The sequence below is a fragment of the Streptomyces sp. STAM6 genome (genome assembly GCF_054963715.1).
In genome coordinates this window covers 21,997-48,780 of the sequence record NZ_JBUEFZ010000008.1, presented here as the reverse complement: position 1 = coordinate 48,780, position 26,784 = coordinate 21,997, and the positions used below count along the sequence as shown (strand labels likewise).

The following is a 26,784-nucleotide window of genomic DNA, read 5'->3' as shown; positions in this document are numbered from 1 at the left end:
CGTCCTCGGTCGTCGAGCGGGGTCCCCAGCCAGCCCATCGGAAGTACGGAAGAGATGTCGGCACCCAATAAGTCGTACGACCCAGTTGAGGTCGAGGCACTGAAACCGGAAGAGATCGAGCGCATGCGGGACGAGGCGCTGGCCGCCTTCGCCGCCGCCGGCGATCTCGACGCGCTCCACGAGGCCAAGATCGCCCAGACCGGCCCCACCTCGCCGCTCGCCCTCGCCAACCGGGAGATCGGCGCGCTGCCCCCGCACGCCAAGGCCGAGGCCGGCAAGCGCGTGGGCCAGGCCCGCGGTGCCGTGAACAAGGCACTGGCCGCCCGCCAGGCCGAGCTCGAGGCCGAGCGCGACGCCCGTGTGCTGGTCGAGGAGGCGGTGGACGTCACGCTGCCCTACGACCGCATCCCGGCCGGCGCCCGTCACCCGCTGACCACGCTCATGGAGCGCATCGAGGACATCTTCGTCGGCATGGGCTACGAGGTGGCCGAGGGCCCCGAGGTCGAGTCCGAGTGGCTCAACTTCGACGCGCTGAACATCGCCGTCGACCACCCGGCCCGCGGCGAGCAGGACACCTTCTTCGTCGGTGACGCGGAGGGCCGGAGCGACTCCGGCGTCGTGCTGCGCACGCACACCTCGCCCGTCCAGGTCCGCTCCATGCTGGACCGCGAGCCCCCGGTGTACGTGATCTGCCCCGGCCGTGTGTACCGCACCGACGAGCTCGACGCCACCCACACGCCGGTCTTCCACCAGGTCGAGCTGCTCGCCGTCGACGAGGGCCTGACCATGGCCGACCTCAAGGGCACCCTCGACCACATGGTCCAGGCGCTCTTCGGCGGTGAGGGCATGAAGACCCGGCTGCGGCCGAACTTCTTCCCGTTCACCGAGCCGTCCGCCGAGATGGACATGGTCTGCTACGTCTGCCGCGGCGAGTCCGTCGGCAACCCGGAGCGCCCCTGCCGCACCTGCTCCAGCGAGGGCTGGATCGAGCTCGGCGGCTGCGGCATGGTCAACCCGAAGGTGCTGACCGCCTGCGGCGTGGACCCGGAGAAGTACAGCGGATTCGCCTTCGGGTTCGGCATCGAGCGGATGCTGATGTTCCGCCACAACGTGGAAGACATGCGAGACATGGTCGAGGGTGACGTCCGGTTCACCCGGCCGTTCGGGATGGAGATCTGATGCGGGTCCCGCTTTCCTGGCTGCGGGAGTACGTCGACCTGCCGGCGACGGAGACCGGCCGAGACGTACAGACCAAGCTCATCGCGGCAGGCCTCGAGGTCGAGACCGTCGAGCGGCTCGGCGCCGGCCTCACGGGCCCGCTGGTCGTCGGGCAGGTCCTCACCATCGAGGAGCTGACCGAGTTCAAGAAGCCCATCCGGTTCTGCACCGTCGACGTCGCGCAGGCCAACGGCACCGGCGAGCCGCAGGAGATCATCTGTGGCGCGCGGAACTTCGCCGTGGGCGACAAGGTCGTCGTGGCCCTGCCCGGCGCCGTGCTGCCCGGTGACTTCCGGATCGCCGAGCGCAAGACGTACGGCCGGATGTCCCGCGGCATGATCTGCTCCGGCGACGAGCTCGGCATGGGCGACGACGGCACGCACGGCATCATCGTGCTGCCGCCCGAGATCGAGGTCGGCATCGACGCGGCCGAGCTGCTGGAGCTGTTCGACGAGGTCCTCGACATCGCCGTCACCCCGGACCGGGGCTACTGCCTGTCGATGCGCGGCGTCGCCCGCGAGGCGGCCACCGCCTACGGTCTGCCGCTGCGCGACCCGGCGCTTCTCGACGTGCCCGCGCCGAACTCCTACGGCTACCCGGTGAAGGTCACCGACCCGATCGGCTGCGACCGCTTCACCGCGCGCACGGTCGTCGGCATCGACCCGGAGGCCCGCTCCCCGATCTGGCTGCGCCGCCGTCTGCAGAAGGCGGGCATGCGGCCGATCTCGCTCGCCGTCGACATCACCAACTACGTGATGCTGGAGCTCGGCCAGCCCCTGCACGCCTACGACCGCACCCGCGTCCAGGGCGCGATCGGCGTGCGCCGCGCCGAGGAGGGGGAGAAGTTCACCACCCTCGACGGCGTCAAGCGCGTCCTCGACGCCGAGGACCTCGTGATCACGGACGAGCGCGGGCCGATCGGCCTCGCGGGCGTGATGGGCGGTGCCAACACCGAGATCGCCGACTCCGTGACCGACCCCGAGACGGGCGAGGTGCGGGGCACGACCGAGGTGGTCATCGAGGCCGCGCACTTCGACGCGGTCTCCATCGCCCGGACGGCCCGCCGCCACAAGCTGTCCTCCGAGGCGTCCCGGCGCTTCGAGCGGGGCGTCGACCCGCAGGCCGCGGCCGCCGCCGCGCAGCGCACCGTCGACCTGCTGGTGCTGCTCGCCGGCGGTACCGCCGAGGCCGGTGTCACCGAGATCCTCGCGCCCTCCGCGCCCCGCACGGTCCTGATGCGCGCCGACCACCCCGACCGGGTCGCCGGCGTCGCCTACGGCCGCGAGACCGTCGTGCGCCGCCTCCAGGAGGTCGGCTGCGACGTCTACGGACAGGACGAGCTGACCGTCACCGTGCCGTCCTGGCGCCCCGACCTCGCCCACCCGAACGACCTCGCCGAAGAGGTCATCCGGCTGGAGGGGTACGAGAACCTGCCGTCCACGCTGCCGCAGCCGCCGTCCGGCCGCGGACTCACCGCACGCCAGCGGCTGCACCGCCGCGTCGGGCGGGCGCTGGCCGGCGCCGGGTACGTCGAGGCGCTGAACTACCCGTTCATCTCCGAGCAGGTCTTCGACCAGCTCGGCCTGGACGCGGACGACCCGCACCGCAAGGTGGTCAAGCTGGTCAACCCGCTCTCCGACGAAGAGCCGGCCATGCGCACCTCACTGCTGCCGGGCCTGCTCGGCGCGCTCCGCCGCAACGACGGACGCGGCAGCCACGATCTGGCGCTCTTCGAGACCGGGCTGGTCTTCCACCCCGGTGACGAGCCCGGCTCCGCGGTGGTCCTGCCCGTCGACCGGCGTCCCACCGACGAGGAGATCGCGAGGCTCAACGCGCCGCTGCCGGAGCAGCCGCGGCACGTCGCGGTCGTGCTCGCCGGAGCCCGCGAGCGGGCCGGCTGGTGGGGCGAGGGCCGCCCGGCCGACTGGGCCGACGGGGTCGAGGCCGCCCGGACCGTCGCTCGCGAGGCCGGTGCCGACCTGATCGTGCGTCAGGGCCAGTACGGCCCCTGGCACCCGGGCCGGTGCGCCGAGCTGGCCGTGTCGGTCACCGACGGCGACGAGGTGACGGTGCGGACCGTCGGTCACGCCGGCGAGCTGCACCCGCGCGTCGTCAAGGCGCTCGGCCTGCCCGCCCGGACCAGCGCGATGGAGCTGAACCTCGACATCGTCGAGCAGGCCTCCGCCGGTGCCGTCCGCGCGCCGCACATCTCGACGTTCCCCGTCGCGACCCAGGACGTCGCCCTGGTCGTCGACCGGCAGGTGCCGGCCGCGGACGTCGAGCGGTCGCTGCGCGAAGGCGCCGGTGAACTGCTGGAGTCCATCCGGCTGTTCGACGTCTTCACCGGCGAGCAGATCGGCGAGGGAAGGAAGTCGCTGGCGTACGCGCTGCGGTTCCGCGCCGACGACCGCACGCTGACCGTCGAGGAGGCCTCGGCCGCCCGTGACGCTGCGGTGGCGCTCGCCGCCGAGCGGACCGGCGCGGTGCTGCGCGGCGCCTGACCCCCGCGCACGAACCCTGAGGGGGGCGCCCGGAACACCGGGTGCCCCCCTCGCTCTTTCGGGTGAGATCTTCGGCGGGCAATCCCCCCATGCCCCGGACGATCGACAGAATCGTCCCGGCCGTGACGGCCTGGAGAAGGGGCGGTCCGCATGATCCGTACCAGGTCTCTGCTTCCCTCCCGGGCACCTGGGCGGGACCGGATCGCACCGGCGTGCTCCCGGGCGCGCCGACTGGCCCCCCTCGCGCTGCCGACCGCCTGGGGCGGTGTCGCGCTCCTGTGGAAACTGGCCTGTCCGCTGGCCCAGCAAGAAGGGCTCGCCACCCGGTTGGCCACCGGCGTCGTCCTCCTCACCGTCGGCACCGGACTGGTCTACGGCGTCCGGCACGGCCTCGCCCGCGAGCTGAAGCAGGTCAGAGCCGTCGCCCAGGCCGCCCAGCAGGTACTGCTGCGCCCCCTGCCGCCCCGGCTCGACGGACTGTCGCTGGCAGCCGGACAGCTCTCCGTCTCCCGGGGCGCCACCGTGGGCGGCGATCTGTACGAGGCGGTCGCCACGCCCCACGGCGTGCGGGTCGTGATCGGCGACGTACGCGGTCACGGGCTCGCCGCCCTCGGGGCGGTCGCCGCCGTACTGGGCAGCTTCCGGGAGGCCGCGTACGACGAGCCCGAACTCGGCGGGGTGCTGCGGCGGCTGGACCGGGCGCTCGGACGGCATCTGCGCGACCGGGCGCGGGACGAGAACCGGGCCGGCGGGAGCCGGGACCAGCACCACACGACCGCGGAGGAGTTCGTCACCGTCCTGCTGCTGGAGATCCGCCGGAACGGCGACGTGCTGGCCGTCAACTGCGGGCACCCCCGCCCGTTCCGGCTCGGCCGGGGAGTCGAACCCCTCGTGCAGGGCGACCCGTTGCCGCCCCTCGGCGCCTTCCCGCTGCCGGACGACCTGCCCGTGCACCGGTGCGTCCGGTTGCTGCCCGGCGAGTCGCTCTTCCTGCACACCGACGGTGCCGAGGACGCCCGGGACGCCGCCGGCCGGTTCTTCCGGCTGGAGGAGGTTCTGGCGGAGGTCGTGCCGGTGGCCCCGGCCGCCGTCGTCGACCGGGTCCACTCGGCACTCCTGCGCCACACCGGCGGACGGCTCACCGACGATGTGGCCCTGGTGGTCGTGCGCAACGACCGTTCCTCCAGGGTTCCGGCGCAGTCCGGGGAACCGGGGCTGCGCCGGACCGGGCCCGCACCCTCCCATCGATAGCGGCTGGTTGTGGACCGGATGCGGGAACGGGTGCCGTCCGCCCTGCCACGGAGTGTCGGGCAGATCGGCAGGACGGACGGCGCGGTACGGGCCGCCGCACTGTACGAGGGGGAGCCGGCGGCCCGACCGCCTCCGCGAGAGGTGTTCCTCCTTGGAGACAGCTCCTCTGTGAGAGGAGTTCAGTCAATCGGCGCGCGCGGCATGGCGACAGAGCACGCGGGGCACGGATACGGGCATTCCGTTCACACCCCGTGCGAACGCGACTCCACTACATTGGATCGCACCGAGCCACCGGAGGGGCCCCATGCAGCCCAACACCCTGCTCGACGCCCTGCTCGACGAGGCGGGTATCTCCCACGCGGGCCTCGCCGCCCACGTCAACCAGGCGGGCCGGAGCCGCGGTCTCGCACTCAGATACGAACACACCGCAGTGGCACGGTGGTTGAAGGGCCAGCGCCCCCGCGGCCAGGTCCCCGACCTGATCTGCGAGGTGCTCGGGGCCCGGTTGCACCGCCCCATCACCCTCGACGACATCGGTCTCGGCGTGGCCGGTGAGGCGGCCGTCCCGCACGGCTCACCCCTGTCCGGGTTCGTGGAGCGGGCCACCGCCCTGTGGCGCTCCGACGAACAGCAGCGGCCGCACATAATCGCCGCGCCCGCGGTCACCGGCACCCCCGCCGTGATGCCGGTCTGGGAGTGGGAGAACCCTCCGGAGGACGCCGATGTGTCCCGCGACGGCCAGACCCGCGTCAGCATGTCCGACATCACCATGCTGCGCGCGGCCCGGGCGCACTACGAGCTGATGTACCGGAGGGCCGGCGGTATCGCCACCCGCAGCCGGATCGTCGGCTTCCTCAACTCCGAGACGGCGCCGCTGCTGCGCGGCGGCTACAGCGACGCGCTGGGACGCCAGTTGCACCGGGCCACCGGCGGTCTGGTCGCCGTGGCCGGTATCTGTGCCTACGACTCCGACGCGCACGGCCTCGCCCAGCGCTACTTCCACCAGGCGCTGCGGCTGGCCAAGGCCAGCGGCGACCGGGGGCTCGGTGCCTATGTGATCGCCCTGCTCGTCAACCAGTCGCTGTTCATGGGGGAGTACCGGCAGGCCGTCGCCTTCGCGGAGGCGGCGTTGCGCACCGCGGGGCGGCAGATCACCCCGGCGCTCGCCGCGGACCTGTACGCGATGCAGGCCAAGTCGTACGCCCACCTCGGAGACGGCTCCGGCGCGCTGCGGTGCATCCGGCGGGCGGAGGCGGAGGCGGAGCGCATCCGGCCGGGGTACGAGCCGGACGAGACCGGGTACGTCCAGCCCGGCCTCGTCAACGTCCAGGTCGCCGAGGCCCTGATGAGTCTGGGTGATCTCGAGGCCGCGCGGGAGCACGCCGCGGCCGCCGTGCGGACCCCGGCGCACGACCGAGGCCGGGTGCACCGGCTCGCCATGCTCAGCCAGATCGAGCTGCGGCAGGGCGAGGCGGACCGGGCGGCACAGACCGCGGCGGAGATGGCGGAGCGCGCCAGAGGCATGGAGTCGCAACGGCTCAGGGACCGGCTGCGGGCGGTGCGGGAGCATCTGGTGGCCAGCGGATGCAGCGACGCGGAGGAGGCGGCCGAACTCATCGACGGGGCACTGCGCGTTCCCCTGTGAGTTCTGTCGCGAGTTCCGCTCAGCGCACGCGCCTGCTGCGATATTGCCATCTACTTGTCGGAAGGTGGCAGAAACGTGCAGTGGACGAACCTAAACGAACAAACCGTGTATGAAAACCGCTGGTTCAAGGTCAACCTCGCGGACGTCGCTCTCCCGGACGGCCGCCACCTCGACCACTTCCTCATCCGCCTCCGCCCCGTCGCCGTGGCGACCGCGGTCAACGAGGCCAACGAGGTGCTGATGCTCTGGCGCCACCGGTTCATCACCGACAGCTGGGGCTGGGAACTCGCCGCCGGCGTCGTCGAGGACGGCGAGGACGTCCGGGCCGCCGCGGCCAGGGAGATGGAGGAGGAGACGGGCTGGCGCCCGGGGCCGCTGCAGCACCTCCTCACCGTCGAGCCGTCGAACGGCCTCACCGACGCCCGCCACCACCTGTACTGGGCGGAGGAGGCCACCTACATCGGCCACCCGCAGGACGACTTCGAGTCGTCCCGCCGCGAGTGGATACCGTTGAAGCTGGTCCCCGACATGATCGCCCGCGGCGAGGTCCCGGCCGCCAACATGGCGGCCGGGCTGCTGATGCTGCACCATCTGCGGCTCGGCTGACCTCTCTGCCGGCCGGCACCGGTCAGCCGCCGACTGCCTGCCACAGCGCCAACGCCAGCGCGCCCACCGCGGTGAGCGCGGCCACCGCGGGCAGCGGCCACCTGGCGTGCTCCAGTGCCGCGACACGCATGGCCAGATCGGCCAGATCGCGGTCGATCTGGCCGTGGCGCTGGGCGAGCAGCGCCAACTGCCCGTCGATCCTGGCGAGGCCGACATCGAGACTGCGGCGCAGCTCTGCGAACTCCTCGACGGCCGCTAAGTGATCGGGGTCGGTGGTCACGGTTTCCGCTCCTCCTCGGGAGTTGGTCCAACGGTCCCTGGACTGATCGGAACCGAGTCAACTCCGCCCGCCGGAGCGGGGGGAGCGTGTGCGCAGGGCATATGCGAACACGCTCCGCACACCCCGTGCGAAAAGCGGTCGCCCTGTGTCACCGGGCGGCCCGCACGAGGCGAGGGGCTCAGGAGTACGTGTAGAAGCCGGAGCCGGTCTTGCGGCCCAGACGGCCCGCGTCGACCATCCGCTGGAGCAGCGGCGGAGCGGCGTACAGCGGCTCCTTGTACTCCTCGTACATGGAATTGGCGATCGAGACGATCGTGTCCAGGCCGATCAGGTCGGACAGCTTCAGCGGACCCATGGGGTGGGCGCAGCCCATCTCCATACCGTTGTCGATGTCCTCGCGGCCCGCGATGCCCGACTCGAACATGCGGACGGCGGACAGCAGGTACGGCACGAGCAGCGCGTTCACCACGAAGCCGGAGCGGTCCTGGGCACGGATCGCGTGCTTGCCGAGGAGCTTCTCTGCGAAGGCCTGGGCGCGGCTGATCGTGCCCTCGGAGGTGGTGAGCGCCGGGATCAGCTCGACGAGCCTCTGCACCGGGGCCGGGTTGAAGAAGTGGATGCCGATGACGTGGTCGGGGCGCGAGGTGGCGACCGCCAGCTTCACCAGGGGGATGGAGGAGGTGTTCGAGGCGAGGATCGCGTCCGGACGGGTCATGACCTGGTCGAGGACCTGGAAGATCTCTGTCTTGACCTGCTCGTTCTCCACGACGGCCTCGATCACCAGATCGCGGTCGGCGAACTCGCCGAGGTCGGTGGTGAAGCTGAGCCGGGCCAGCGTCGCGTCGCGCTCCTCCTCGGTGATCTTGCCGCGCTCGGCGGCCTTGGAGAGCGAGTTGTACAGCCGGGTACGGCCGATCTCCAGAGCCTCACCGGTGGTTTCGGCCACCTTGACCTCGAGGCCGCTGCGGGCGCACACCTCCGCGATGCCCGCGCCCATCTGGCCGCAGCCCACCACTCCGACGCGTTCGATGTCGGTCACATCGTGCCTTTCGCTGTTCTTCCCCTGCGGCAGGTCCCCGTGTGATTCCGGCGTCCCGCCTGGACCCCACGACGTTACTCCGTACGGACCGGTGGAGGGCCGCCCGGGGCGGGCATGCTCTGCGGGGACGACGGTGACAATACACACGGTAAGGGGCGATGAATGCGGCATATCGGCAGAATCGGGGGACCGGACGGAAGCGCGACCGGCGACAGCGCCCACGGCGCGGGCCGTGGCGGCGGGCTCGGCAGGCGGGGCCTGTTCCTGGGGGCGGCCGGGGTGGCCGCCTCCCTGCTGGCCGCCGCGGACGCCGGCGCCGCTCCCCGGCCCCGGCGGCGGGGCCGCGGGCACGGGGGCCGCGGATACGCGGCCCGCGAGTTCCGCGGCATGTGGCTGGCCACGGTGGCGAACCGCGACTGGCCGTCCAAGCCGGGTCTGTCCGCCGAGACCCAGCGCGCCGAACTGCTGGCCCACCTGGACGCCGCGGTGCGCCGCCGGCTGAACGTGGTCATCCTCCAGGTACGGCCCGCCGCCGACGCCCTGTGGCCGTCCCCCTACGAGCCGTGGTCACAGTGGCTCACCGGGGTGCAGGGACGGGACCCCGGCTGGGACCCGCTGGCCACCGCCGTGCAGGAGGCGCACCGGCGGGGCCTGGAGCTGCACGCCTGGTTCAACCCGTACCGGGTCGCCAACCACACCGACCCCTCACGGCTCTCCGAGGGCCACCCCGCCCGTGAGCACCCCGACTGGGTGCTCCCGTACGGCGGGAAGCTCTACTACAACCCGGGCCTTCCCGAGGTGCGGCGTTTCGTGCAGGACGCGATGCTCGACGCCGTACGCCGCTACGACATCGACGCGGTGCACTTCGACGACTACTTCTACCCCTATCCGGTGGCGGGGCAGGCCTTCGCCGACGACGACACCTACGCCGAGTACGGCGGGGGCTTCCCCGACCGGGCCGCCTGGCGGCGCGACAACATCAACCGCCTCGTCTCCGGGATGGCGGACCGGATCGCGGCGCTCGACAAGGGCGTGCGGTTCGGCATCAGCCCCTTCGGGATCTGGCGCAACGCCGGCACCGACCCGAGCGGCTCGGACACCCGGGCCGGTGTGCAGACCTACGACGACCTGCACGCTGACACGCGGCACTGGGTCAAGGAGGGCTGGATCGACTACATCGTGCCCCAGCTCTACTGGCACATGGGCCACGCGGCCGCCGACTACACCACACTGGTGCCCTGGTGGAACGATGTCGTCCGCGGGACCGGCGTCGACCTCTACGTGGGGGAGGCGCTGTACAAGGCCGGCGATCCCGCCCAGCCCGCCGCCTGGCAGGACCCGGCGGAACTCTCCCGGCACCTCACGTTCGCCGAGGACCACGACCAGGTGCGCGGCCATGTCTTCTTCTCGGCCAAGGAGGTCACGACGGACCGCATCGGGGCGATGGCCAGGGTCGTGGCCGATCACTATCCGACACGGGTCCGTACGCCCTAGGGGGAGGGCCAGGGGATGTCCGGGCTAGCCCGGTTCCTTGTGCCGTACGACGCTGTCGGGTCCCGGGGACATCAGGGCCTCGTGACCGTCGTCGTTGAAGCGCACCCGGTACGGCGGTGTGCCGTTCGGTCCGAGTACTTCGAGAACCTCGGCCGTGCGGTCGTGATGGCCGACGGTCCTGCCGTGCACCAGCAATGTGTCGCCCACGCTCGCTTGCATCGAGGGACCTCCTCGCGCCGGTGTGTTCCAGGGTGGGATGCGGACTCGGAGTGGTTCCGTATGGGGAGTTTACGTCCGCAGGTGGGCCCCTTGTCACCTCGGGAGCCGTCCTGGGGTGTGTTTCGAAAGTCCCGTCCGGCCACCGGGCGGACGACGAAACACGCCCTAGGACCGCGTCCGCTGGGTGACCGCGATGCACACGAGGACCGCCCCGGCCGCCACGGGCGCGGCCGGGGACAGCCGCTCGCCCAGCAGGCACACCGACCAGAACAGCGTGAGCAGCGGTTGGGCCAACTGGAGCTGGCTGGCCTTCGCGATCCCGATCGACGCCATGCCCCGGTACCAGACGTACAGGCCGAAGAACGTCGACCCGGCCGCCACCCACACCAGCCCGATCACGCCGTGCGCGGTCAGCCGCACCGGCTCCAGGGCGAGCGCCACGGCGGAACCGGCGACGGCGAGCGGCAGGCAGAGGATCAGCGCCCAGCCGATCACCTGCCAGCCCGGCATCACCCGGGCCAGCCGTCCGCCCTCGGTGTATCCGGCGGCGCACACCAGGAGTGCCGCGAACAGATACAGATCGCCGGCCGACAGCGCCCCGCCGCTCTGCTGCACGGTGAACGCGATCACCACCGCCGCTCCCGCCAGCGCCGCCGCCCAGAACGTGCGGGAAGGCCGCCGCCCGGTCCGTACCGCGGCGAAGGCGGCCGTCGTCAGGGGCAGCAGGCCCACCACCACGGCCGCGTGCGAGGTGGTGGAGGTCTGCAGCGCCAGCGTGGTCAGCAGCGGGAACCCGACCACCACGCCGCCCGCCACCACGGCGAGCCCGGCCCAGTGGCGCCGCTCGGGGACGGTGACGCGCAGGGCCAGCAGGAAGCCCCCGGCGATGAGCGCGGCCAGGGTGCTCCGCACGGCGACCAACGACCACGGGCCGAAGCTCTCCAGGCCCCAGACGGTGGACGGGAAGGTGAGCGAGAAGGCGACGACGCCCAGCCCGGCGAGGACGGTGCCGCCGCTGACCGCTATCGAGGTAGGGGGAGTAGCGCTATCCTGTGCTGTCATGCAAGAGCGTAGCAGCGTGGCTGAACTGGCAGATTCGTTGAAGCGTGTGCTCGACCGCTATCCGCCGGGTGGAAAGCTGCCGTCGAGTCGAGCACTCGTGGAGCGCTACCGCGTCTCACCGGTCACGGTCTCCCGCGCGCTCGCCCGGCTCGCGGCCGAGGGCCTGGTCGTGACCCGCCCCGGCGCCGGGGCCTTCAAGGCCCGGCCGCGGACCGATGCCCCGCCGCCCCGGGACACCTCCTGGCAGGAGGTCACGCTCAGCGCCGACGCGGCGACGGAGCTCGTACCCCGCTCCGTCGACGCCTCCGGCGTCCTCGTCACCCTCGCCGCACCTCCGGCGGGCGTCATCGAGTTCAACGGCGGCTATCTGCACCCCTCGCTCCAGCCCGAGCGAGCCCTCGCGGCCGCCCTCGCGCGGGCCGGGCGCCGACCCGGCGCCTGGGGCCGGCCGCCCACCGACGGCCTCCCCGAACTGCGCGAATGGTTCGCCCGGGAAATCGGCGGCACGGTCACCGCGGCCGACGTCCTGATCACCGCGGGAGGCCAGACCGCGATCACCACCGCGCTGCGGGCGCTCGCCCCGCCCGGCGCCCCCGTCCTCGTGGAGTCCCCCACCTACCCGGGCATGCTGGCGGTCGCCCGGGCCGCCGGGCTGCGGCCCGTCCCCGTGCCCGCCGACCGCGACGGCGTCCGCCCGGACCTGCTGGCCGCCGCCTTCCGGGCGAGCGGCGCCCGCGTGTTCGTCTGCCAGCCGCTGTTCCAGAACCCCACCGGCGCCGTCCTCGCCCCCGCACGCCGCCGCGAGGTCGTGCACATCGCCCACGAGGCCGGAGCCTTCGTGGTGGAGGACGACTTCGCCCGCCGCCTCGTCCACGAGGACGGGGGCCCACTGCCCGCACCGCTCGCCGCCGACGACCCGGACGGCGTCGTCGTCCACGTCTGCTCGCTCACCAAGTCCACCTCGCCCAGCCTGCGCGTGGGTGCGCTCGCCGCCCGTGGCCCGGTCCTCGAACGGCTGCGCGCCATTCAGGTCGTCGACAACTTCTTCGTACCGAGACCGCTGCAGGAAACCGCCCTGGAACTCGTCGGATCCCCCGCCTGGGCCCGCCACCTCCGCTCCGTGGCGGTCGAACTGAAGACCCGCCGCGACATCATGGCGGCGGCGATCCGGCTCCACCTCCCCGAACTCGCCCTGCCGCACATCCCCTCCGGCGGCTACCACTTCTGGCTCCGCCTCCCCGACACCACCGCCGAGTCCGCCCTGGTCGCCGCGGCCCTCCGCGCCGGGGTCGCCGTCGCCCCGGGCCGCCCCTACTTCTCCGCGGAACCGCCCGCCGGCCACGTGCGCTTGAGCTTCGCGGGCGTCGCCGGACCGGCCGAGATCACCGAGGGCGTGCGCCGACTGCGCACCGCACTCGACGAAGTCCCCGGCTGACCGCCCACTACGGTGACGCCCCGCCCGCGGAAAGGCGTGGCACGCGCCACTGACAACCGGTCCCCGGCCTGCGAGGGTCCGGTCATGAACGAGACGACAGGGCTGGACGCGTACGAGATCTCCACCTCCACCGAACGCCTGGACCGCGCCCGCGTCCACCACTGGCTGTCCACCGACGCGTACTGGGCCAAGGGCCGCAGCCGTGAGCAGCAGGACCGCGCCATCGACGGCTCGCTGAACTTCGGCGCGTACGAGACCGCGTCGGGCGCACTCGTCGCCTACGCACGGGCCGTCACCGACCGGGCGACCTTCGCCTGGCTGTGCGACGTGTACGTGGACCGGCCGGTGCGCGGAAAGGGCCTGGGCACCGCCCTCGTCGAGGCGGTCCGCGACCACCTCGCCCCCTTCGGCCTCAAGCGCATCGTGCTCGCCACGCACGACGCCCACGGTGTCTACGGGAAGATCGGCTTCGAGCCCCTCGACGTACCCGAACACTGGATGGCGCTCCGATTCCGGCAGCCCTCCGGGGAGCGGCTAGCCTGAGGGCACGATGAACCGTCTGACCACGTCATGGGCCGATGTCGAGCTCACCCGCTTCCCCGAGGACCCCCGCGACCCGTTCCGTGCCTGGGACGCCGCCGACGAATACCTGCTGCGGCACCTGGCCGAGACGCACCCCGACGGGCTTCCGGGAACCGTGACCGTGGTCGGCGACCGCTGGGGCGCCCTGGTCACCTCGCTCGCCGCGCGCCACCCGGGACGGATCACCCAGATCACCGACTCCCACCTCGCCCACGAGGCGACCCGCGCCAATCTGGCCCGGGCCGGGGTGGAGCCCGGCGCCGTGCGGCTGCTGACCACCAGGGACACCCCGCCCGAGCGCACCGACGTCCTCCTCGTCCGCGTCCCGAAGAGCCTCGCGCTCCTGGAGGACCAGCTGCACCGGCTCGCCCCCGCCGTGCACCCCGGCACGCTCGTCGCCGGCACCGGGATGGTGAAGGAGATCCACACCTCCACCCTCAGGCTCTTCGAACGCCTCCTCGGCCCGACCCGCACCTCGCTGGCGGTGAAGAAGGCCCGGCTGATCTTCTGCACGCCCGACCCGGCCCCGGCCCGGACCGAGAACCCCTGGCCGCACCGGTACGAGCTGCCCGGCGACGCCACGCCGGTGGCCGGCCGGACCGTGGTCAACCACGCGGGCGTCTTCTGCGCCGACCGCCTCGACATCGGTACACGGTTCTTCCTCAAGCACCTGCCGACCGGGCTCGGCCGCTCCCGCGTCGTCGACCTGGGCTGCGGCAACGGGGTGGTGGGGCTCGCCGTGTCCCTGGCCGATCCGGAGGCGGAGCTTCTCTTCGTCGACGAGTCGTACCAGGCGGTGGCCTCGGCCCAGGAGACCTTCCGGGCGAGCGCCGCTCCCGGAGCCCGGGCGGAGTTCAGGGTCGGTGACGGTCTGACGGGCGTGCCGGCGGAATCCGTGGACCTCGTGCTCAACAACCCGCCGTTCCACAGCCACCAGGCGACGACCGACGCGACCGCCCGGAGGATGTTCACGGGCGCGCGGCGGGCACTGCGGCGGGGCGGCGAACTGTGGGTCGTGGGGAACCGGCACCTCGGCTACCACGTCACCCTCCGGCGGATCTTCGGGAACAGCGAAGTGGTCGCGAGCGACCCCAAGTTCGTCGTCCTGCGTGCCGTGAAGAAGTGACACCCCCGGCGCGAGCACCTGAGGCGGGTGCGCGTCCTCAGGCGTGCGCGTCCTCAGGCGTGCGCGCCGGTGGGCCGCGCCCCGCTCCCGAGGTCGCGCAGCGGCGTGAGCAGTAGCGCCGCGGCACCCCACTGGCCTGAGGCAGCTCCCCGTCGGTCAACCTCCCCGGCCCATTAGCCGGTTCGATCCCTCCCGACCCGAACCGATGGTGCGCGCCGCCGTACGGCCGCCACGATCTCCCCATGAGCGAGGCACCGGGGGACGCGTCGGTCCCCGAACAGCGACACCCGGACCCCACACCGGACGGGCAGCCGGGAGAACCGGCGGCCGGTCCAGGACCACAGCCGCACCGGCAGCGGCGGTTGCCCCTCCTGGGCTGCGGGGCACGGGTCGGCGGATGCTTCCTCCGGCTCGCCGGATTCCTGGTCGCGCTCGGCGGCCTGGGCCACATCCAGGCCCCGTTGCTCTACGACGACTCGGCCCTGCGCGGCCGGATCGTCGGGGTCATCATGCTCACCTCCGCGCTGGCCGCCGTCATGGCGGGCCGGCTGCTCTCCCGGCACGGCAGGCGGCGCACCGCACGGGTGATCCGACGGCCCGAGGAACTCGTCGCCCCCTTCGTCCTCTATCTGCGCCCCTTCGACGACGACGAGGACACCTACCAGGTCAACCGCCCCAGCACCCGCAGCCTCTTCCAGAAGGCCTTCGCCCCCGGCTCACGCACCCGGGAGGAGGAGATGGCCCGCAACTTCCGCAGGCTCGGCAGAGTCGTGGCGGTGGGCCGGCCCGGGGAGAAGCTGCCACTGCCCGGCGCCTCCCGGTTCTATCTGCCCCTGGACGACTGGCAGCCCGTCGTCAGCGGTCTGATCAGCCGGGCCCGGCTGGTCCTGCTCGTCGCCGGAACCGGCCCCGGCACCCTGTGGGAGCTCACCGAGGCAGTCCGCCTCCTTCCGCCGGAGCGGCTCATCGTCCTGGTGTACGGGGACGAGGACGAGTACGACCTGTTCCGGGAGTTCGTCCCGGACGCGTTCGCCGACCGGGCCGCGGAGGCGGGCCGCGACGGGGAGGATCCGCCCCCCGCCCCGGTCTTCCCGGACTACCCCCCGCTCCGGGACCCGGGGACCCACATGACCATGGAGGGGCTGCGCGGCCTCATCCACTTCGGCCCCGACTGGACGGCGACGTTCGTCCGCTTCGACTTCACCGCCGTACGCGCCGTGACCCTCGAGGGCAAGATGTTCAAGGTGAAGCGCACCATGTTCACCCCCGTCGTCAAGCAGGTGCGGCGGACCGTCCGGCCGGACGGCACCGTGGTACGAGGCGGCGACGAGCGGCCTGTGTGAGGATCGCGTCCGACGGCTGGTGCAACCGCGGAAGGTGGCTCGGATGCTGGTACTGGGACGCTCGCAGGTCGAGTCGCTGCTCGACCTGGACGCCCTGATCGACGGCCTCGCCCCGGTGATGGCGGACCTCAGCGCGGGACGGGCGTCCTCCCCGGACCGTGTCGCCGCACTCGTGCCCGGGCAGGACGGACTCCTGGCCGCCATGCCCGGCTTCGTGCCCTCCGCCGGTGTGCTCATGAGCAAGCTGGTCTCCCTCTTCCCGCACAACGCCGGGACGCCGCTGCCCACCCACCAGGCGCTGATCGTGGTGTTCGACCCGGAGACGGGCCGTCCCACGGCGCTGCTGGACGGCACGGCCATCACCGCGGCGAGGACCGGCGCCGCCTCCGCGCTGTCGGCCCGGCTGCTGGCCCGACAGGACGCGGCTGTACTGGCCGTCCTCGGCACCGGTGTGCAGGCTCGCGCCCACGCCCGCGCGATGTGCCGGGTCCGCCCCATCCGGGAGATCCGGGTGGCGGGCCGGGACCCGCTCAAGGCGGCCGCACTGGCCGAGGCGCTCTCCGCGGAGCTGGACCGCCCCGTCCGTCCGGTCGCCGGCTTCGCCGAGGCCCTCGACGGCGCGGACATCGCCGCGGCGGCCACGCACGCCGTCGTGCCGGTGATCCGCCGCCCCTGGCTGTCACCCGGCGTTCACATCACCTCGGTCGGGTTCAACCCCGCGGGGCGGGAGATCGACGACGCCACCGTCGCCGACGCGCTGGTGTGCGTCGAGTCGCGACAAGCGGTCCTCGCACCGTTCCCGGCGGGCAGCAACGACCTGCTGCAGCCGATCCGCGACGGTGTCATCACAGCCGACCACATCCATGCCGAGCTCGGGGAGCTCGCCTCCGGGGGCCGGCCGGGGCGCCGCACCCGCGACCAGATCACCCTCTACAAGTCGGTCGGGGTCGCCGTGCAGGACGCCGCGGCCGCGGCCCTGGTCGTCGCCGCGGCCCGCGAGCGGTCGCTCGGCGACGAGATCTCGCTGGCCTGACGCCCGCCGGTCGCACGCCGCCCCTTCCGGCTAACGGAACAGGCCCCGGGGCAGATAGGGCGAACGAACCGGTATCTCCCAGCCCATCCGGTGGACGTGGCAGGCCAGCGCCAGCACATCGAGGTCGAGCACCGCCTGCGCGCGGCCGGACAGCGCACCCACCGTGTAGTGCTCGCGGTGGGCCTCCAGCGCGTCGGCCAGGGCGAGCGTGAAGCCCACCCGGTCGCCCGCCACCACCTGCGACAGCAGCTTCACGGGCGGGGCCAGGTGGACACCGGCCTCGTGCCGGGCGCAGGTCTCGAACGCGTGACTGAGGGCCGGCAGGGGATCCACACCGCGCAGATAGTCGTGCAACGCCGCGCCGTACGCGTCGACGTCCCCCACCTGGCGCCCGTCGGTGAAGAACTCCGGGTACACCAGGACGCAGTCCGCCAGCTGCTGCCGCTCCCCGGTGATCAGCGCCAGAGCGACGGCCTGCTTCCAGTGCACGGCGGCCAGGTCGTACGGCCGGATCGCCGGCAGGAGGCGTGTCGTCCCGCCGACCGTGATCTCGTGCTCCGTCACCTCGGGCTCCCCGCCCCCGGCCGCCGCGTCCGCCTGGTCCCGGGCCGCGGCCCGCACCAGCCGGAACACGGCAGCGCCCGCCTCGGCGGCGATCCCGAGCGCCTCGCGCCCCCGCGGATCCTCGCCCTCGGGGTCGGCGGCGGCCCGCCCCAGGAAGCGCAGGACCTGCCACTCCATGACCTTCATCAGGCTCTCGGCGGCGTACGCCGCCTTCCGGCCCCGATCGCGGAACCCGTCCAGGAGGTGCTGCGCGTAGTCGTCGTAGAGGGGCTCGTCCGCCCGGGCCGCGAACGGGTGGTCCGGCCGGTCGATCACCATGAGTTCGGTCGCCAGGTTCTCCACGGCGGCCGGGTCCTTCTCCCGGCCGTATCCGAGCACCCGCGGAACGGGCCTCCGCCAGCCGCCGATCGGTGCCGCCGGCAGATAGGGAGAGTCGATGCCGGGCGCCCCGGCGCCGGACCGCTGGGCCATCGCCGCGAGGGCGATGGCGTCGAGCGGCAGCAGGGTACGCGGCGCGACCGCGTCCGCGGCCCTTTCCGCGCACTGCCGCCTGTGGTGGTTGAGCCGTGCGGCGAGGGCGCCGGTGAGCCCGTCCTGGTCGCCGGCCGCCAGCGCCCGCAGGGCGGCGAGCGCCTCGCGGTGCGCGGGCCGGTCGGTTCCGTCGCCCAGCCGTCCGGCGATCGCCTCGATCACCGCGGACCGGTCCGCGTCCGACATCGGCCGGCCACGGTCCGGGCGCTGCTGGACGTGGCCGAGGACGAGCGCGAGCAGCGCGTGCACCAGCGCGACGTCGGCCCGCTCCTCACTGCCCCGCAGGGAAGGGGCCGTGTCGATGAACAGTGCCGCGTTCTCGTCCCACACATCCGCGACGAACGCCAGGAAGAAGGCGTCCAGCCAGGTGCCGGCGGGCACGCCGTCCGGGCTCTCCGCCGGGCGCCGGTCGTCGCAGGGCACGCGGGAACCCGTGTACCCGATGTACACGTGCGGCAGGCCGGCGTGGCCGGCCCGGCCGGCCCGCAGCGCCAGTGCCCTGACGGCCGCCGCCGCGGCCGACTCGAAGGCGACCCGGGCGTCCTTGCCCGCGAGATCGGGAACGGTTACCGAGCGGGCGGCCAGGTAGTCCAGGAACGACTCCGCGACCGCCTGCCAGTCGCGCGCCGGCGATTCTTCGCGTTCCAGCGCCCCCACCTGCTCGGCGATCCGCCGCGGGAAGTCCTCCAGCGCGCCGCTCAGCGCCTCTCCACCGACTTCATGGCGCTCGATCCGCACCGTCCCCGCCCCCGCTTCCGTGCCGCGTCGATCTTGGAACCCCCAGCATAGGCAGCGGGACCGTCAGTGCCGGCGGGACCGTCAGCGCTTCAGCGTCACCGCTCCCGGTCAGGACGGGGTGAGGACGCAGAACTCGTGGCCCTCGGGGTCGGCCAGGCAGGTCCACGGGACGTCGCCCTGGCCGAGGTCGAGTTCCGTGGCGCCGAGGGCCCGCAGCCGGGCCACCTCCGCCGCCTTGTCGTCACCGGGGTACGGCAGCAGGTCGAGATGGACGCGGTCCGGCACGGTCTTCGCGTCGGGTGTGCGCAGGAACTCCAGATACGGGCCGACGCCCCGGGCGGAGCGCAACACCGCTGCTTCGTCGGTCACCTCGTGCGGTGTCCAGTCCGTCGCCTCACCCCAGAACCGGGCCATGGCCCGCGGATCCAGGCAATCGACCACCACCGCGGCGATCGGCCCGGTGTCCCGGTACATCTCCCGGGGCTCCAGCACGCAGAACTCGTTGCCCTCCGGGTCGGCGAGGACCGTCCACGGGACGTCGCCCTGGCCCACGTCGGCGGGCGTGGCTCCGAGCGTCCGGAGGCGCGCGACCAGCTCCGCCTGATGGGCCTCGGAGGTGGTGGCGAGATCGAGGTGCACGCGGTTCTTCACCGTCGTCTTGGGTTCCGGTACGGGAACGACGTCCACGCCGACGGCGACCGGGTGCGGCCAGACGAGGCCGCCGGCGGGGCCGACGTAGGTGGTGACGCCGGGGCTGTAGGCACTCCAGCCGAGCGCCTCCGCCCAGAACCGGCCGACCGCCGCGCCGTCGCGAGCCTTGATGTTCACCTGCACGGGTCGTAGTGCCATGCCGGTGATCTTAGGCGCGCGCTCCGCATTGCTTTGCATAAACCTGCAATGGCACGTATAGTCATGCCATCAGCAAGGAGGGTTCGATGGCGGTACGAGCAGCAGTGGCAGGCGCGAGCGGATACGCGGGCGGAGAGCTTCTCCGTCTGCTCCTCGGCCACCCCGGAGTGGAGATCGGCGCCCTGACCGGTCACTCCAACGCCGGACAGAAGCTCGGCACGCTGCAGCCGCACCTGCTGCCGCTCGCCGACCGCGTGCTGGAGCCCACCACCGCGGAGGTCCTCGCGGGCCATGATGTCGTCTTCCTGGCCCTTCCGCACGGCCAGTCCGCCGCCGTCGCCGAGCAGCTGGGGGGCGAGGTCCTCGTCGTCGACATGGGGGCCGACTTCCGGCTGAAGGACGCCGCCGACTGGGAGAAGTTCTACGGCTCCCCGCACGCCGGGACCTGGCCCTACGGCCTCCCCGAGCTGCCGGGCGCCCGCGCCGCGCTGGAGGGGTCCAAGCGCATCGCGGTGCCCGGCTGTTACCCCACCGCCGTGTCGCTCGCGCTCTTCCCCGCGTACGGCGGCGGCCTCGCCGAGCCCGAGGCGGTCGTCGTCGCCGCCAGCGGCACCTCCGGCGCCGGCAAGGCGCTCAAGCCGCACCTGCTCGGCTCCGAGGTCATGGGCTCCATGTCCCCGTACGGCGTGGGCGGCGGCCACCGTCACACCCCCGAGATGATCCAGAACCTCGGTGCGGTCGCCGGCGGCCCGGTCACCGTGTCCTTCACCCCCACCCTCGCCCCGATGCCCCGCGGCATCCTCGCCACCTGCAGCGCCAGGGCGAAGGCGGGGACGACGGCCGAGGACGTCCGGTCCGTCTACCGGAAGGCGTACGCCGACGAGCCGTTCGTCCACCTCCTGCCCGAGGGGCAGTGGCCCGCAACGGCGTCCGTCCACGGTTCCAACGCCGTTCAGGTCCAGGTCGCGTACGACGAGGCCGCGGGCCGCATCATCGCGATCAGCGCCATTGACAACCTCACCAAGGGCACCGCCGGCGGCGCGGTGCAGAGCATGAACATCGCCCTCGGACTCCCCGAGGACACCGGACTTTCCACGATCGGAGTGGCACCTTGAGCGTCACGGCAGCGAAGGGATTCACGGCGGCGGGCATCGCCGCCGGAATCAAGGAGAACGGCAACCCGGACCTCGCCCTCGTGGTCAACACCGGGCCCCGCCGCGCCGCCGCGGGCGTGTTCACCTCCAACCGTGTCAAGGCGGCCCCCGTCCTGTGGTCCCAGCAGGTCCTCAAGGCCGGTGAACTGACCGCCGTCGTCCTCAACTCCGGCGGCGCCAACGCCTGCACCGGCCCCCAGGGCTTCCAGGACACCCACGCCACCGCCGAGAAGGTCGCCGAGGTGCTGGAGATCGGGGCGGGCGAGGTCGCCGTCGCCTCCACCGGCCTCATCGGCGTGCTGCTGCCCATGGACAAGCTGCTGCCCGGCGTCGAGAAGGCCGCCAAGGAGCTCTCCGAGCACGGCGGCGAGAAGGCCGCGATCGCCATCAAGACGACCGACACCGTCCACAAGACGTCCGTCGTGACCAAGGCAGGCTGGACCGTCGGCGGGATGGCCAAGGGCGCCGGCATGCTCGCCCCCGGTCTCGCCACCATGCTGGTCGTGCTCACCACCGACGCCGACGTGGACGCCCCCGTCCTCGACAAGGCCCTGCGCGACGCGACCCGCCTGACCTTCGACCGGGTCGACTCCGACGGCTGCATGTCCACCAACGACACCGTCCTGCTCCTCGCCTCGGGCGCGTCCGGGGTCTCTCCCGAGTACGCCGCCTTCGCCGACGCCGTGCGCGAAGTCTGCGACGACCTGGCGCGGCAGCTCATCGGCGATGCCGAGGGCGCGTCCAAGGACATCCGCATCGAGGTGATCAACGCCGCCTCCGAGGACGACGCCGTCGAGGTGGGCCGCTCCATCGCCCGCAACAACCTGCTCAAGTGCGCCATCCACGGCGAGGACCCCAACTGGGGCCGGGTCCTGTCGGCCATCGGCACCACCCGGGCCGCCTTCGAGCCCGACCGGCTGAACGTCGCCATCAACGACGTCTGGGTCTGCCGGGACGGCTCCGTGGGCGAGGACCGGGACCTCGTCGACATGCGCTACCGCGAGGTGAAGATCACCGCCGACCTCGCCGCCGGTTCCGAGTCGGCCGTCATCTGGGCCAACGACCTCACCGCCGACTACGTCCACGAGAACAGCGCGTACAGCTCATGAGCACGACACGGAAGCACACCGCCCTGCCCAAGGCGCAGATCCTCATCGAGGCGCTGCCCTGGCTGACCCGCCACCACGGCAAGACCGTCGTCATCAAGTTCGGCGGCAACGCCATGGTCGACGACGAGCTCAAGGCCGCCTTCGCCCAGGACGTCGTCTTCCTGCGGCACGCCGGCCTCAAGCCGGTCGTGGTCCACGGCGGGGGCCCGCAGATCAGCGCCGCCCTGGACAAGCACGGCATCGTCAGCGAGTTCAAGGCGGGCCTGCGCGTCACCACCGAGGACGCCATGGACGTCGTACGCATGGTGCTGGCCGGCCAGGTGCAGCGCGAGCTGGTCGGGCTGCTCAACCAGCACGGGCCGCTCGCCGTCGGCCTCACCGGCGAGGACGCGCACACCATCACCGCCACCCGGCACCAGCCCCGGGTCGACGGCGAGTTGGTCGACATCGGCCGGGTCGGCGAGATCACCGAGATCGACACCGGCGCCATTGAGGCGCTGCTGGCCGACGGCCGCATCCCGGTCGTCTCCTCGATCGCCCGCTCCCAGGACGACGGACATGTCTACAACGTCAATGCTGATACGGCGGCTGCGGCACTCGCTGCGGCGCTTGGCGCCGAAACCCTGATGGTCCTCACCGACGTCGAAGGCCTCTACGAGGACTGGCCGAACAGCGACGAGGTCATCAGCCGGCTCACCGCCGGCCAGCTGGAGAAACTGCTGCCCGAGCTCTCCAGCGGCATGGTCCCCAAGATGGAGGGCTGCCTGCACGCCGTACGCAACGGGGTCACCACCGCCCGTGTCATCGACGGCAGGGTCCAGCACTCCATCCTGCTGGAGATCTTCACCGACGAGGGCATCGGCACCATGGTCGTGCCCGACGAACTGGGGGAGTCATGAGCGGCAACCAGGACCTGACGCAGCGCTGGCAGGGCGCGCTGATGAACAACTACGGCACCCCGAGGCTGCCCCTCGTCCGCGGCGAGGGCGCCACGGTGTGGGACGCCGACGGCACCGCCTACCTCGACTTCGCCGGCGGGATCGCCGTCAACGCCCTCGGCCACGCCCACCCCGCCGTCGTCGAGGCCGTCTCCCGCCAGATCGCCTCGCTCGGCCACGTCTCCAACCTCTTCGTCGCCGAGCCCCCCGTCGCGCTCGCCGAGCGGCTGCTCCAGCTCTTCGGCCGGCCCGGCCGGGTCTTCCTCTGCAACTCCGGCGCCGAGGCCAACGAGGCCGCCTTCAAGATCGGCCGGCTGACCGGCCGTACCCACATGGTGGCCACCACCGGCGGCTTCCACGGCCGGACCATGGGGGCGCTCGCGCTCACCGGGCAGCCCGGCAAGCAGCAGCCATTCCAGCCGCTGCCCGGCGACGTCACGCACGTTCCCTACGGTGACGTCGACGCACTGCGGGAAGCCGTCACGGAGAACACCGCGTTCGTCATCCTCGAGCCCATCCAGGGCGAGATCGGCGTCGTCGTGCCGCCCGCCGGCTATCTCAAGGCCGCCCGCGAGATCACCCGCGCCACCGGCACGCTGCTCGTCCTCGACGAGGTCCAGACCGGCATCGGCCGGTGCGGCCACTGGTTCGAGCACCAGGCCCACGGCGTGGAACCGGACATCGTCACCCTCGCCAAGGGCCTCGGCGGCGGCCTCCCGATCGGCGCGACCGTCGCGTTCGGCGAGACGGCCGAGCTGCTCGCGCCCGGCCACCACGGCACCACCTTCGGCGGGAACCCCGTGGCCTGCGCCGCCGGACTGGCCGTCCTGGACACCCTCTCCACCGGCGGAACGCTCGACCGGGTCAAGCGTCTCGGCGAGAAGCTGCGCGACGGAATCGAGCGCCCCGGCGGGAAGGAGAGCCACCCGCTCGTCTCCCATGTCCGTGGTGCGGGCCTCCTGCTGGGTATCGTGCTCACCGAGCCCCTCGCACCCCAGGTGCAGCAGGCGGCTCAGGACGCCGGTCTCCTGGTGAACGCGCCCGCCCCCGATGTCGTACGGCTCATGCCGCCGCTGGTCATCGGCGACGACGAGGTGGACGCCTTCCTCCGGGCCCTGCCCGGCGTCCTCGGCAGCGTGCACGGGGAAGGACGATCCGGAGAATGAGACGACGATGAGCGAGGCGCAGGAAATCGAGCACGGCGGGCCGTCCGTTCCGCAGACCCGCACCGCACGCCACCGCCGGATCGTGGACATCCTCAACCGGCAGCCGGTGCGTTCCCAGAGCCAGCTGGCGAAACTCCTCGCGGACGACGGGCTGAGCGTCACCCAGGCGACCCTCTCCCGCGACCTCGACGAGCTGGGCGCGGTGAAGATCCGCAACACCGGCGGTGAACTGATCTACGCGGTGCCCAGCGAGGGCGGTTTCCGCACGCCGCAGGCCCCGCTCGGCGAATCGGCCAAGGAGGAGCGCATGCGGCGCCTCTCCGGAGAACTGCTGATCTCGGCAGAGGCCTCGGCCAACCTGGTGGTCCTGCGCACACCGCCGGGCGCCGCGCAGTTCCTCGCCTCCGCCATCGACCAGGCCGAACTGCACGCCATCCTGGGCACGATCGCGGGCGACGACACCCTGCTGCTCATCTCCCGCGACCCGGCGGGCGGTCAGGCACTGGCGGACCACCTGCTGAGGCTGGCCCAGAAGGGCGGCTGACCGAGGTCCGCACCACAGCCCGGCTCGGCCGCGCGCCCGCACCGGGCCGCCGGCCTTGCCGGGAGCAGCGGAAATCCGCTGTCCTCCCACGGCACCCCCGCTCTAGCCTCGGGCCGTGGACCACCTCACCGTCGCCCTCCTCGTCCTGCCCGTCACAGCAGTGCTGTACGGGCAGTTGGGCGTGCGGTGGTGGTTGCAGCGGCGCGGTCACCGGCGGATCGTGCGACGCTATGCCGCGGTCGACCTGGACCCCTACTACGCGGCCGCCCACCTGGAGGTGCCCGGCGAGTCCCGCGCCGCGGCGGCCCGGCTGATGCTCGACGGACTGATCCGGATCGACCGGTCCGGCCTCGCCCGGCCGACCCGGGAAGGTCTCGACCCGGCGCGTACCGTGGACCACCCGGTGCCGGACGCGCTGCTCACGGCGGTGCGCCGGTGCGGCAGGCCCGTCGCGCTCGGCACGATCGAACGCTGCGACGACCTGTACGAAGACGCCCGCCGGACCTTCCGGCGCCGCTACCACGCGACGCTGCCGCACCCGCCGGAGCGGTTCCGGCTGACCATGGGCGGGCCGGACAGCTGTGTGTCGGGCTGCCTGAGCATCCTCGGCATCATGGCGCTGCTCGCCTACTGGGTGTTCGCCGTCCTCGCCCTGCTGGACTCGCTGCCGGACGGGCCCCTCCGCTGGGCGGCGGCGGTGGTGTCGGCCCTCGCGCTGGTGGCCCAGTTCGCCTGGCCCGACGCGGAGCAGCGCAAGCGGCGCGAGCGGGAGCGCCTTCCCGATCCGCTGCGCGAGCGGTGCGAGCGGGAAGGACCGCATCCGGCCCTGGGGGCGCTGGCCGCCCGCGACCCCGAGGAGCTGCGCCGGATGCAGCTGAGCTTCGCCGAGTGGCACCCGCCGGCCGAGCCCTCGCGCGGGAGACGGCGGATACCCATACGGGTCCGGCCCGTGCGGACCGGCCGCCGCCGGCGGGCGGCTCAGTAACGGGTGACGGCCAGCGGGCCCGACCGTGTGCCCACCGCGATGTGCGGGTGTCTGTGCGGGTCGGCCCAGCGCAGGATGGCCCGCATGGCACGCCGGGGCACCGACACACAACCGGCCGTCGCCCCTTTGCCGTTGACGTGCAGGAAGATGCCGGCGCCCCGGCCGCGTACCGGCCGGTCGTAGTTGAAGCCGATGACCAGCGCGTGCGCGTACTGTGGCCGGTAGTCGGCCAGTCGTTCCGACTCGGCGGCCCGGCAGTCCGCGGGCAGCCCCTCCACCCAGCGGTTGTAGGAGCGCGACCGGTTGTCCTGGCACCACCAGGACGCCCCCGTCACCCGGCGGTGCGGGTAGCGGGTGCCGCGCGGTGCGGGGGAGATACCGAAGGCGTACGGCAAATCGTAGAGGCCCGTCGGTGTGGTCAGCGTGCCCTGCTCGCGGCCGGTGCCTGCCGCCAGGCCGTTCGCCCCGAACCGTGCCCCTGTGGAACCGGCCCGGACCCACCGTCCGCCCCGCCGGTCCCACCAGGACACCGTCCCGGTGGTCGTCCCGGCGCTCGGCGCCTCCGCGGTGATCAGCTGGCTGCCGCCGCCGGTGTCGGCCATCCGCGCCGGCAGCGGCCGGTCCACGGGCGGGGCGAGCGTGAACACCAGCAGGGCGGAGCCGAGTGCGAGTCCGAGGCGCATGATCCGGACCGTACCGGGGGCGGCCGGAAGCGGCTCCGCGAGCGCACCCGAACGGTCACTCCGTGCGTGGCGGAAGGGGGAGGGGGAGCGCCGGCAGCCCGTCCAGGCTCACCCCGACGAACTCCTTCTTCTCGCAGTACGCCGCGAACTCCTCGTCCGTCTTGCGGGCGAAGTACTGCGCGTGCTGCGTGCGCTCCTCGCGGTACTCCAGGAACGGGACGGCGAACCCGCACGAGTCGCTCACCCGGTGGGCCCGCACCACGATGACGGCGCGGGCCGCCGGCCCGTCGGCGTCCTCGAAGTACGGGATGTACTCCGCCCAGCGCGGGTCGTCCCGGAAGACGGGCTCGCCGGTGCCGTGCACCCTCAGCACCTTCGGGGGGCCGTCGAAGGCACACCACATCAGCGTGATCCGGCCGTTGCCCTCCTCCCGCAGATGGGCCGCGGTCTCGAAGGTGCTGCCGCCGAAGTCCAGGTAGGCCAGGGTCAGTTCGTCGATGACCACGAGAGTGCCTTTGCGGCCCTTGGGTGACACGTTGACGTGTCCGTCACCGCTCAAGGGGGCGGTGGCGGTGAAGAAGACGGGCTGCCGCTCGATGAAGTCCCGTATACGGCCGTCGATTCGCTCATATCTCTGTCCCATGAACGCATTATCGGCCAGGTCTGCCGGTGGCCGGGGCGGATCGCTG

The 26,784-nt window shown here is 72.7% G+C and carries 25 protein-coding genes; 17 read left to right on the top strand and 8 right to left on the bottom strand.

The features are described from left to right. The first annotated feature begins 54 nt into the window (after positions 1-54). The 5 genes from pheS to ACY34K_RS12745 all read left to right on the top strand — a co-directional run bounded on the left by pheS (position 55) and on the right by ACY34K_RS12745 (position 7,221). Positions 55-1,179, top strand: a complete 1,125-nt coding sequence (pheS, locus tag ACY34K_RS12765) for a phenylalanine--tRNA ligase subunit alpha (protein WP_462746366.1) — start codon at positions 55-57, stop codon at positions 1,177-1,179. Further along, positions 1,179-3,719 carry a phenylalanine--tRNA ligase subunit beta gene (gene pheT, locus ACY34K_RS12760; protein ID WP_462746364.1) on the top strand — a complete coding sequence of 847 codons (2,541 nt, stop codon included), beginning with the start codon at positions 1,179-1,181 and terminating at the stop codon, positions 3,717-3,719. The genes pheS and pheT overlap by 1 nt, the downstream gene beginning before the upstream one ends. 150 nt (positions 3,720-3,869) lie before the next feature. Continuing rightward, on the top strand, positions 3,870-4,970 hold the full coding sequence (locus ACY34K_RS12755) for a PP2C family protein-serine/threonine phosphatase (RefSeq protein ID WP_462746362.1): 1,101 nt from the start codon (positions 3,870-3,872) through the stop codon (positions 4,968-4,970). A 304-nt stretch (positions 4,971-5,274) separates the two neighbouring features. After that, positions 5,275-6,615: a transcriptional regulator gene (locus ACY34K_RS12750; protein ID WP_462746361.1), complete on the top strand. Its 1,341-nt coding sequence runs from the start codon at positions 5,275-5,277 to the stop codon at positions 6,613-6,615. A gap of 75 nt (positions 6,616-6,690) precedes the next feature. Continuing rightward, entirely contained in the window at positions 6,691-7,221 is a 531-nt protein-coding gene (locus ACY34K_RS12745; protein WP_462746360.1) for an NUDIX hydrolase, read from the top strand. 22 nt (positions 7,222-7,243) lie between these two features. Here the strand turns inward: ACY34K_RS12745 and ACY34K_RS12740 are convergent, their stop codons facing one another. Together ACY34K_RS12740 and ACY34K_RS12735 are read right to left on the bottom strand one after the other, a co-directional pair. Beyond that, complete coding sequence (locus ACY34K_RS12740) at positions 7,244-7,501, bottom strand: hypothetical protein (protein ID WP_462746358.1); 258 nt, start codon at positions 7,499-7,501, stop codon at positions 7,244-7,246. Positions 7,502-7,679: 178 nt separating this feature from the next. Beyond that, positions 7,680-8,540 (bottom strand): 3-hydroxybutyryl-CoA dehydrogenase, encoded by an 861-nt coding sequence (locus tag ACY34K_RS12735; RefSeq protein WP_462746357.1) that lies wholly within the window; start codon positions 8,538-8,540, stop codon positions 7,680-7,682. Positions 8,541-8,702: 162 nt separating this feature from the next. Between ACY34K_RS12735 and ACY34K_RS12730 the strand changes: the two genes are divergently transcribed. Continuing rightward, complete coding sequence (locus ACY34K_RS12730) at positions 8,703-10,034, top strand: glycoside hydrolase family 10 protein (RefSeq protein WP_462746356.1); 1,332 nt, start codon at positions 8,703-8,705, stop codon at positions 10,032-10,034. Between the two features lie 24 nt (positions 10,035-10,058). Here the strand turns inward: ACY34K_RS12730 and ACY34K_RS12725 are convergent, their stop codons facing one another. Beyond that, entirely contained in the window at positions 10,059-10,253 is a 195-nt protein-coding gene (locus ACY34K_RS12725) for a DUF1918 domain-containing protein (protein WP_462746354.1), read from the bottom strand. A 165-nt stretch (positions 10,254-10,418) separates the two neighbouring features. Beyond that, entirely contained in the window at positions 10,419-11,315 is an 897-nt protein-coding gene (locus ACY34K_RS12720) for a DMT family transporter (protein ID WP_462746353.1), read from the bottom strand. On the opposite strand from ACY34K_RS12720, the gene ACY34K_RS12715 reads away from it, so the two are divergent. The 5 genes from ACY34K_RS12715 (at position 11,314) to ACY34K_RS12695 (ending at position 16,834) form a co-directional block, all read left to right on the top strand. After that, positions 11,314-12,750 (top strand): aminotransferase-like domain-containing protein, encoded by a 1,437-nt coding sequence (locus ACY34K_RS12715; protein ID WP_462746352.1) that lies wholly within the window; start codon positions 11,314-11,316, stop codon positions 12,748-12,750. The two genes, ACY34K_RS12720 and ACY34K_RS12715, sit on opposite strands and share 2 nt — an antisense overlap. Before the next feature lie 84 nt (positions 12,751-12,834). Beyond that, positions 12,835-13,293, top strand: coding sequence for a GNAT family N-acetyltransferase (locus tag ACY34K_RS12710; protein WP_462746350.1), 459 nt, complete (start codon positions 12,835-12,837; stop codon positions 13,291-13,293). Positions 13,294-13,300: 7 nt separating this feature from the next. Further along, positions 13,301-14,458, top strand: a complete 1,158-nt coding sequence (locus ACY34K_RS12705) for a methyltransferase (protein WP_462746349.1) — start codon at positions 13,301-13,303, stop codon at positions 14,456-14,458. A gap of 242 nt (positions 14,459-14,700) precedes the next feature. Further along, positions 14,701-15,801, top strand: a complete 1,101-nt coding sequence (locus ACY34K_RS12700) for a hypothetical protein (protein ID WP_462746347.1) — start codon at positions 14,701-14,703, stop codon at positions 15,799-15,801. Between the two features lie 43 nt (positions 15,802-15,844). Next, a complete protein-coding gene (locus tag ACY34K_RS12695; protein WP_462746346.1) occupies positions 15,845-16,834 on the top strand; it encodes an ornithine cyclodeaminase family protein in 990 nt (329 codons plus the stop codon). Between the two features lie 30 nt (positions 16,835-16,864). Here the strand turns inward: ACY34K_RS12695 and ACY34K_RS12690 are convergent, their stop codons facing one another. After that, the gene (locus ACY34K_RS12690) at positions 16,865-18,667 is read right to left on the bottom strand and encodes an immunity 49 family protein (RefSeq protein ID WP_462746345.1); all 1,803 of its coding nucleotides are present in this window, start codon (positions 18,665-18,667) and stop codon (positions 16,865-16,867) included. 108 nt (positions 18,668-18,775) lie between these two features. Beyond that, complete coding sequence (locus ACY34K_RS12685) at positions 18,776-19,516, bottom strand: VOC family protein (RefSeq protein ID WP_462746344.1); 741 nt, start codon at positions 19,514-19,516, stop codon at positions 18,776-18,778. An 86-nt stretch (positions 19,517-19,602) separates the two neighbouring features. Here ACY34K_RS12685 and argC point away from each other — a divergent pair, with 86 nt between their 5' ends. The 6 genes from argC to ACY34K_RS12655 all read left to right on the top strand — a co-directional run bounded on the left by argC (position 19,603) and on the right by ACY34K_RS12655 (position 25,412). After that, positions 19,603-20,631, top strand: coding sequence for an N-acetyl-gamma-glutamyl-phosphate reductase (gene argC / locus ACY34K_RS12680; protein WP_462746343.1), 1,029 nt, complete (start codon positions 19,603-19,605; stop codon positions 20,629-20,631). Beyond that, positions 20,628-21,779: a bifunctional glutamate N-acetyltransferase/amino-acid acetyltransferase ArgJ gene (gene argJ / locus ACY34K_RS12675; protein WP_462746342.1), complete on the top strand. Its 1,152-nt coding sequence runs from the start codon at positions 20,628-20,630 to the stop codon at positions 21,777-21,779. Before argC ends, argJ begins: the two co-directional genes overlap by 4 nt. Further along, positions 21,776-22,678 carry an acetylglutamate kinase gene (argB, locus tag ACY34K_RS12670; protein ID WP_462746341.1) on the top strand — a complete coding sequence of 301 codons (903 nt, stop codon included), beginning with the start codon at positions 21,776-21,778 and terminating at the stop codon, positions 22,676-22,678. Before argJ ends, argB begins: the two co-directional genes overlap by 4 nt. Continuing rightward, entirely contained in the window at positions 22,675-23,883 is a 1,209-nt protein-coding gene (locus tag ACY34K_RS12665; protein ID WP_462746340.1) for an acetylornithine transaminase, read from the top strand. The genes argB and ACY34K_RS12665 overlap by 4 nt, the downstream gene beginning before the upstream one ends. 7 nt (positions 23,884-23,890) lie before the next feature. Next, positions 23,891-24,427, top strand: a complete 537-nt coding sequence (locus ACY34K_RS12660; protein ID WP_462746339.1) for an arginine repressor — start codon at positions 23,891-23,893, stop codon at positions 24,425-24,427. 115 nt (positions 24,428-24,542) lie between these two features. Continuing rightward, a complete protein-coding gene (locus ACY34K_RS12655) occupies positions 24,543-25,412 on the top strand; it encodes a hypothetical protein (RefSeq protein ID WP_462746338.1) in 870 nt (289 codons plus the stop codon). Here the strand turns inward: ACY34K_RS12655 and ACY34K_RS12650 are convergent. Beyond that, on the bottom strand, positions 25,406-26,095 hold the full coding sequence (locus ACY34K_RS12650; RefSeq protein ID WP_462746336.1) for a L,D-transpeptidase family protein: 690 nt from the start codon (positions 26,093-26,095) through the stop codon (positions 25,406-25,408). The genes ACY34K_RS12655 and ACY34K_RS12650 overlap by 7 nt on opposite strands. A 55-nt stretch (positions 26,096-26,150) precedes the next feature. Then, the gene (locus ACY34K_RS12645) at positions 26,151-26,738 is read right to left on the bottom strand and encodes a pyridoxamine 5'-phosphate oxidase family protein (RefSeq protein ID WP_462746334.1); all 588 of its coding nucleotides are present in this window, start codon (positions 26,736-26,738) and stop codon (positions 26,151-26,153) included. Positions 26,739-26,784 lie beyond the last annotated feature (46 nt).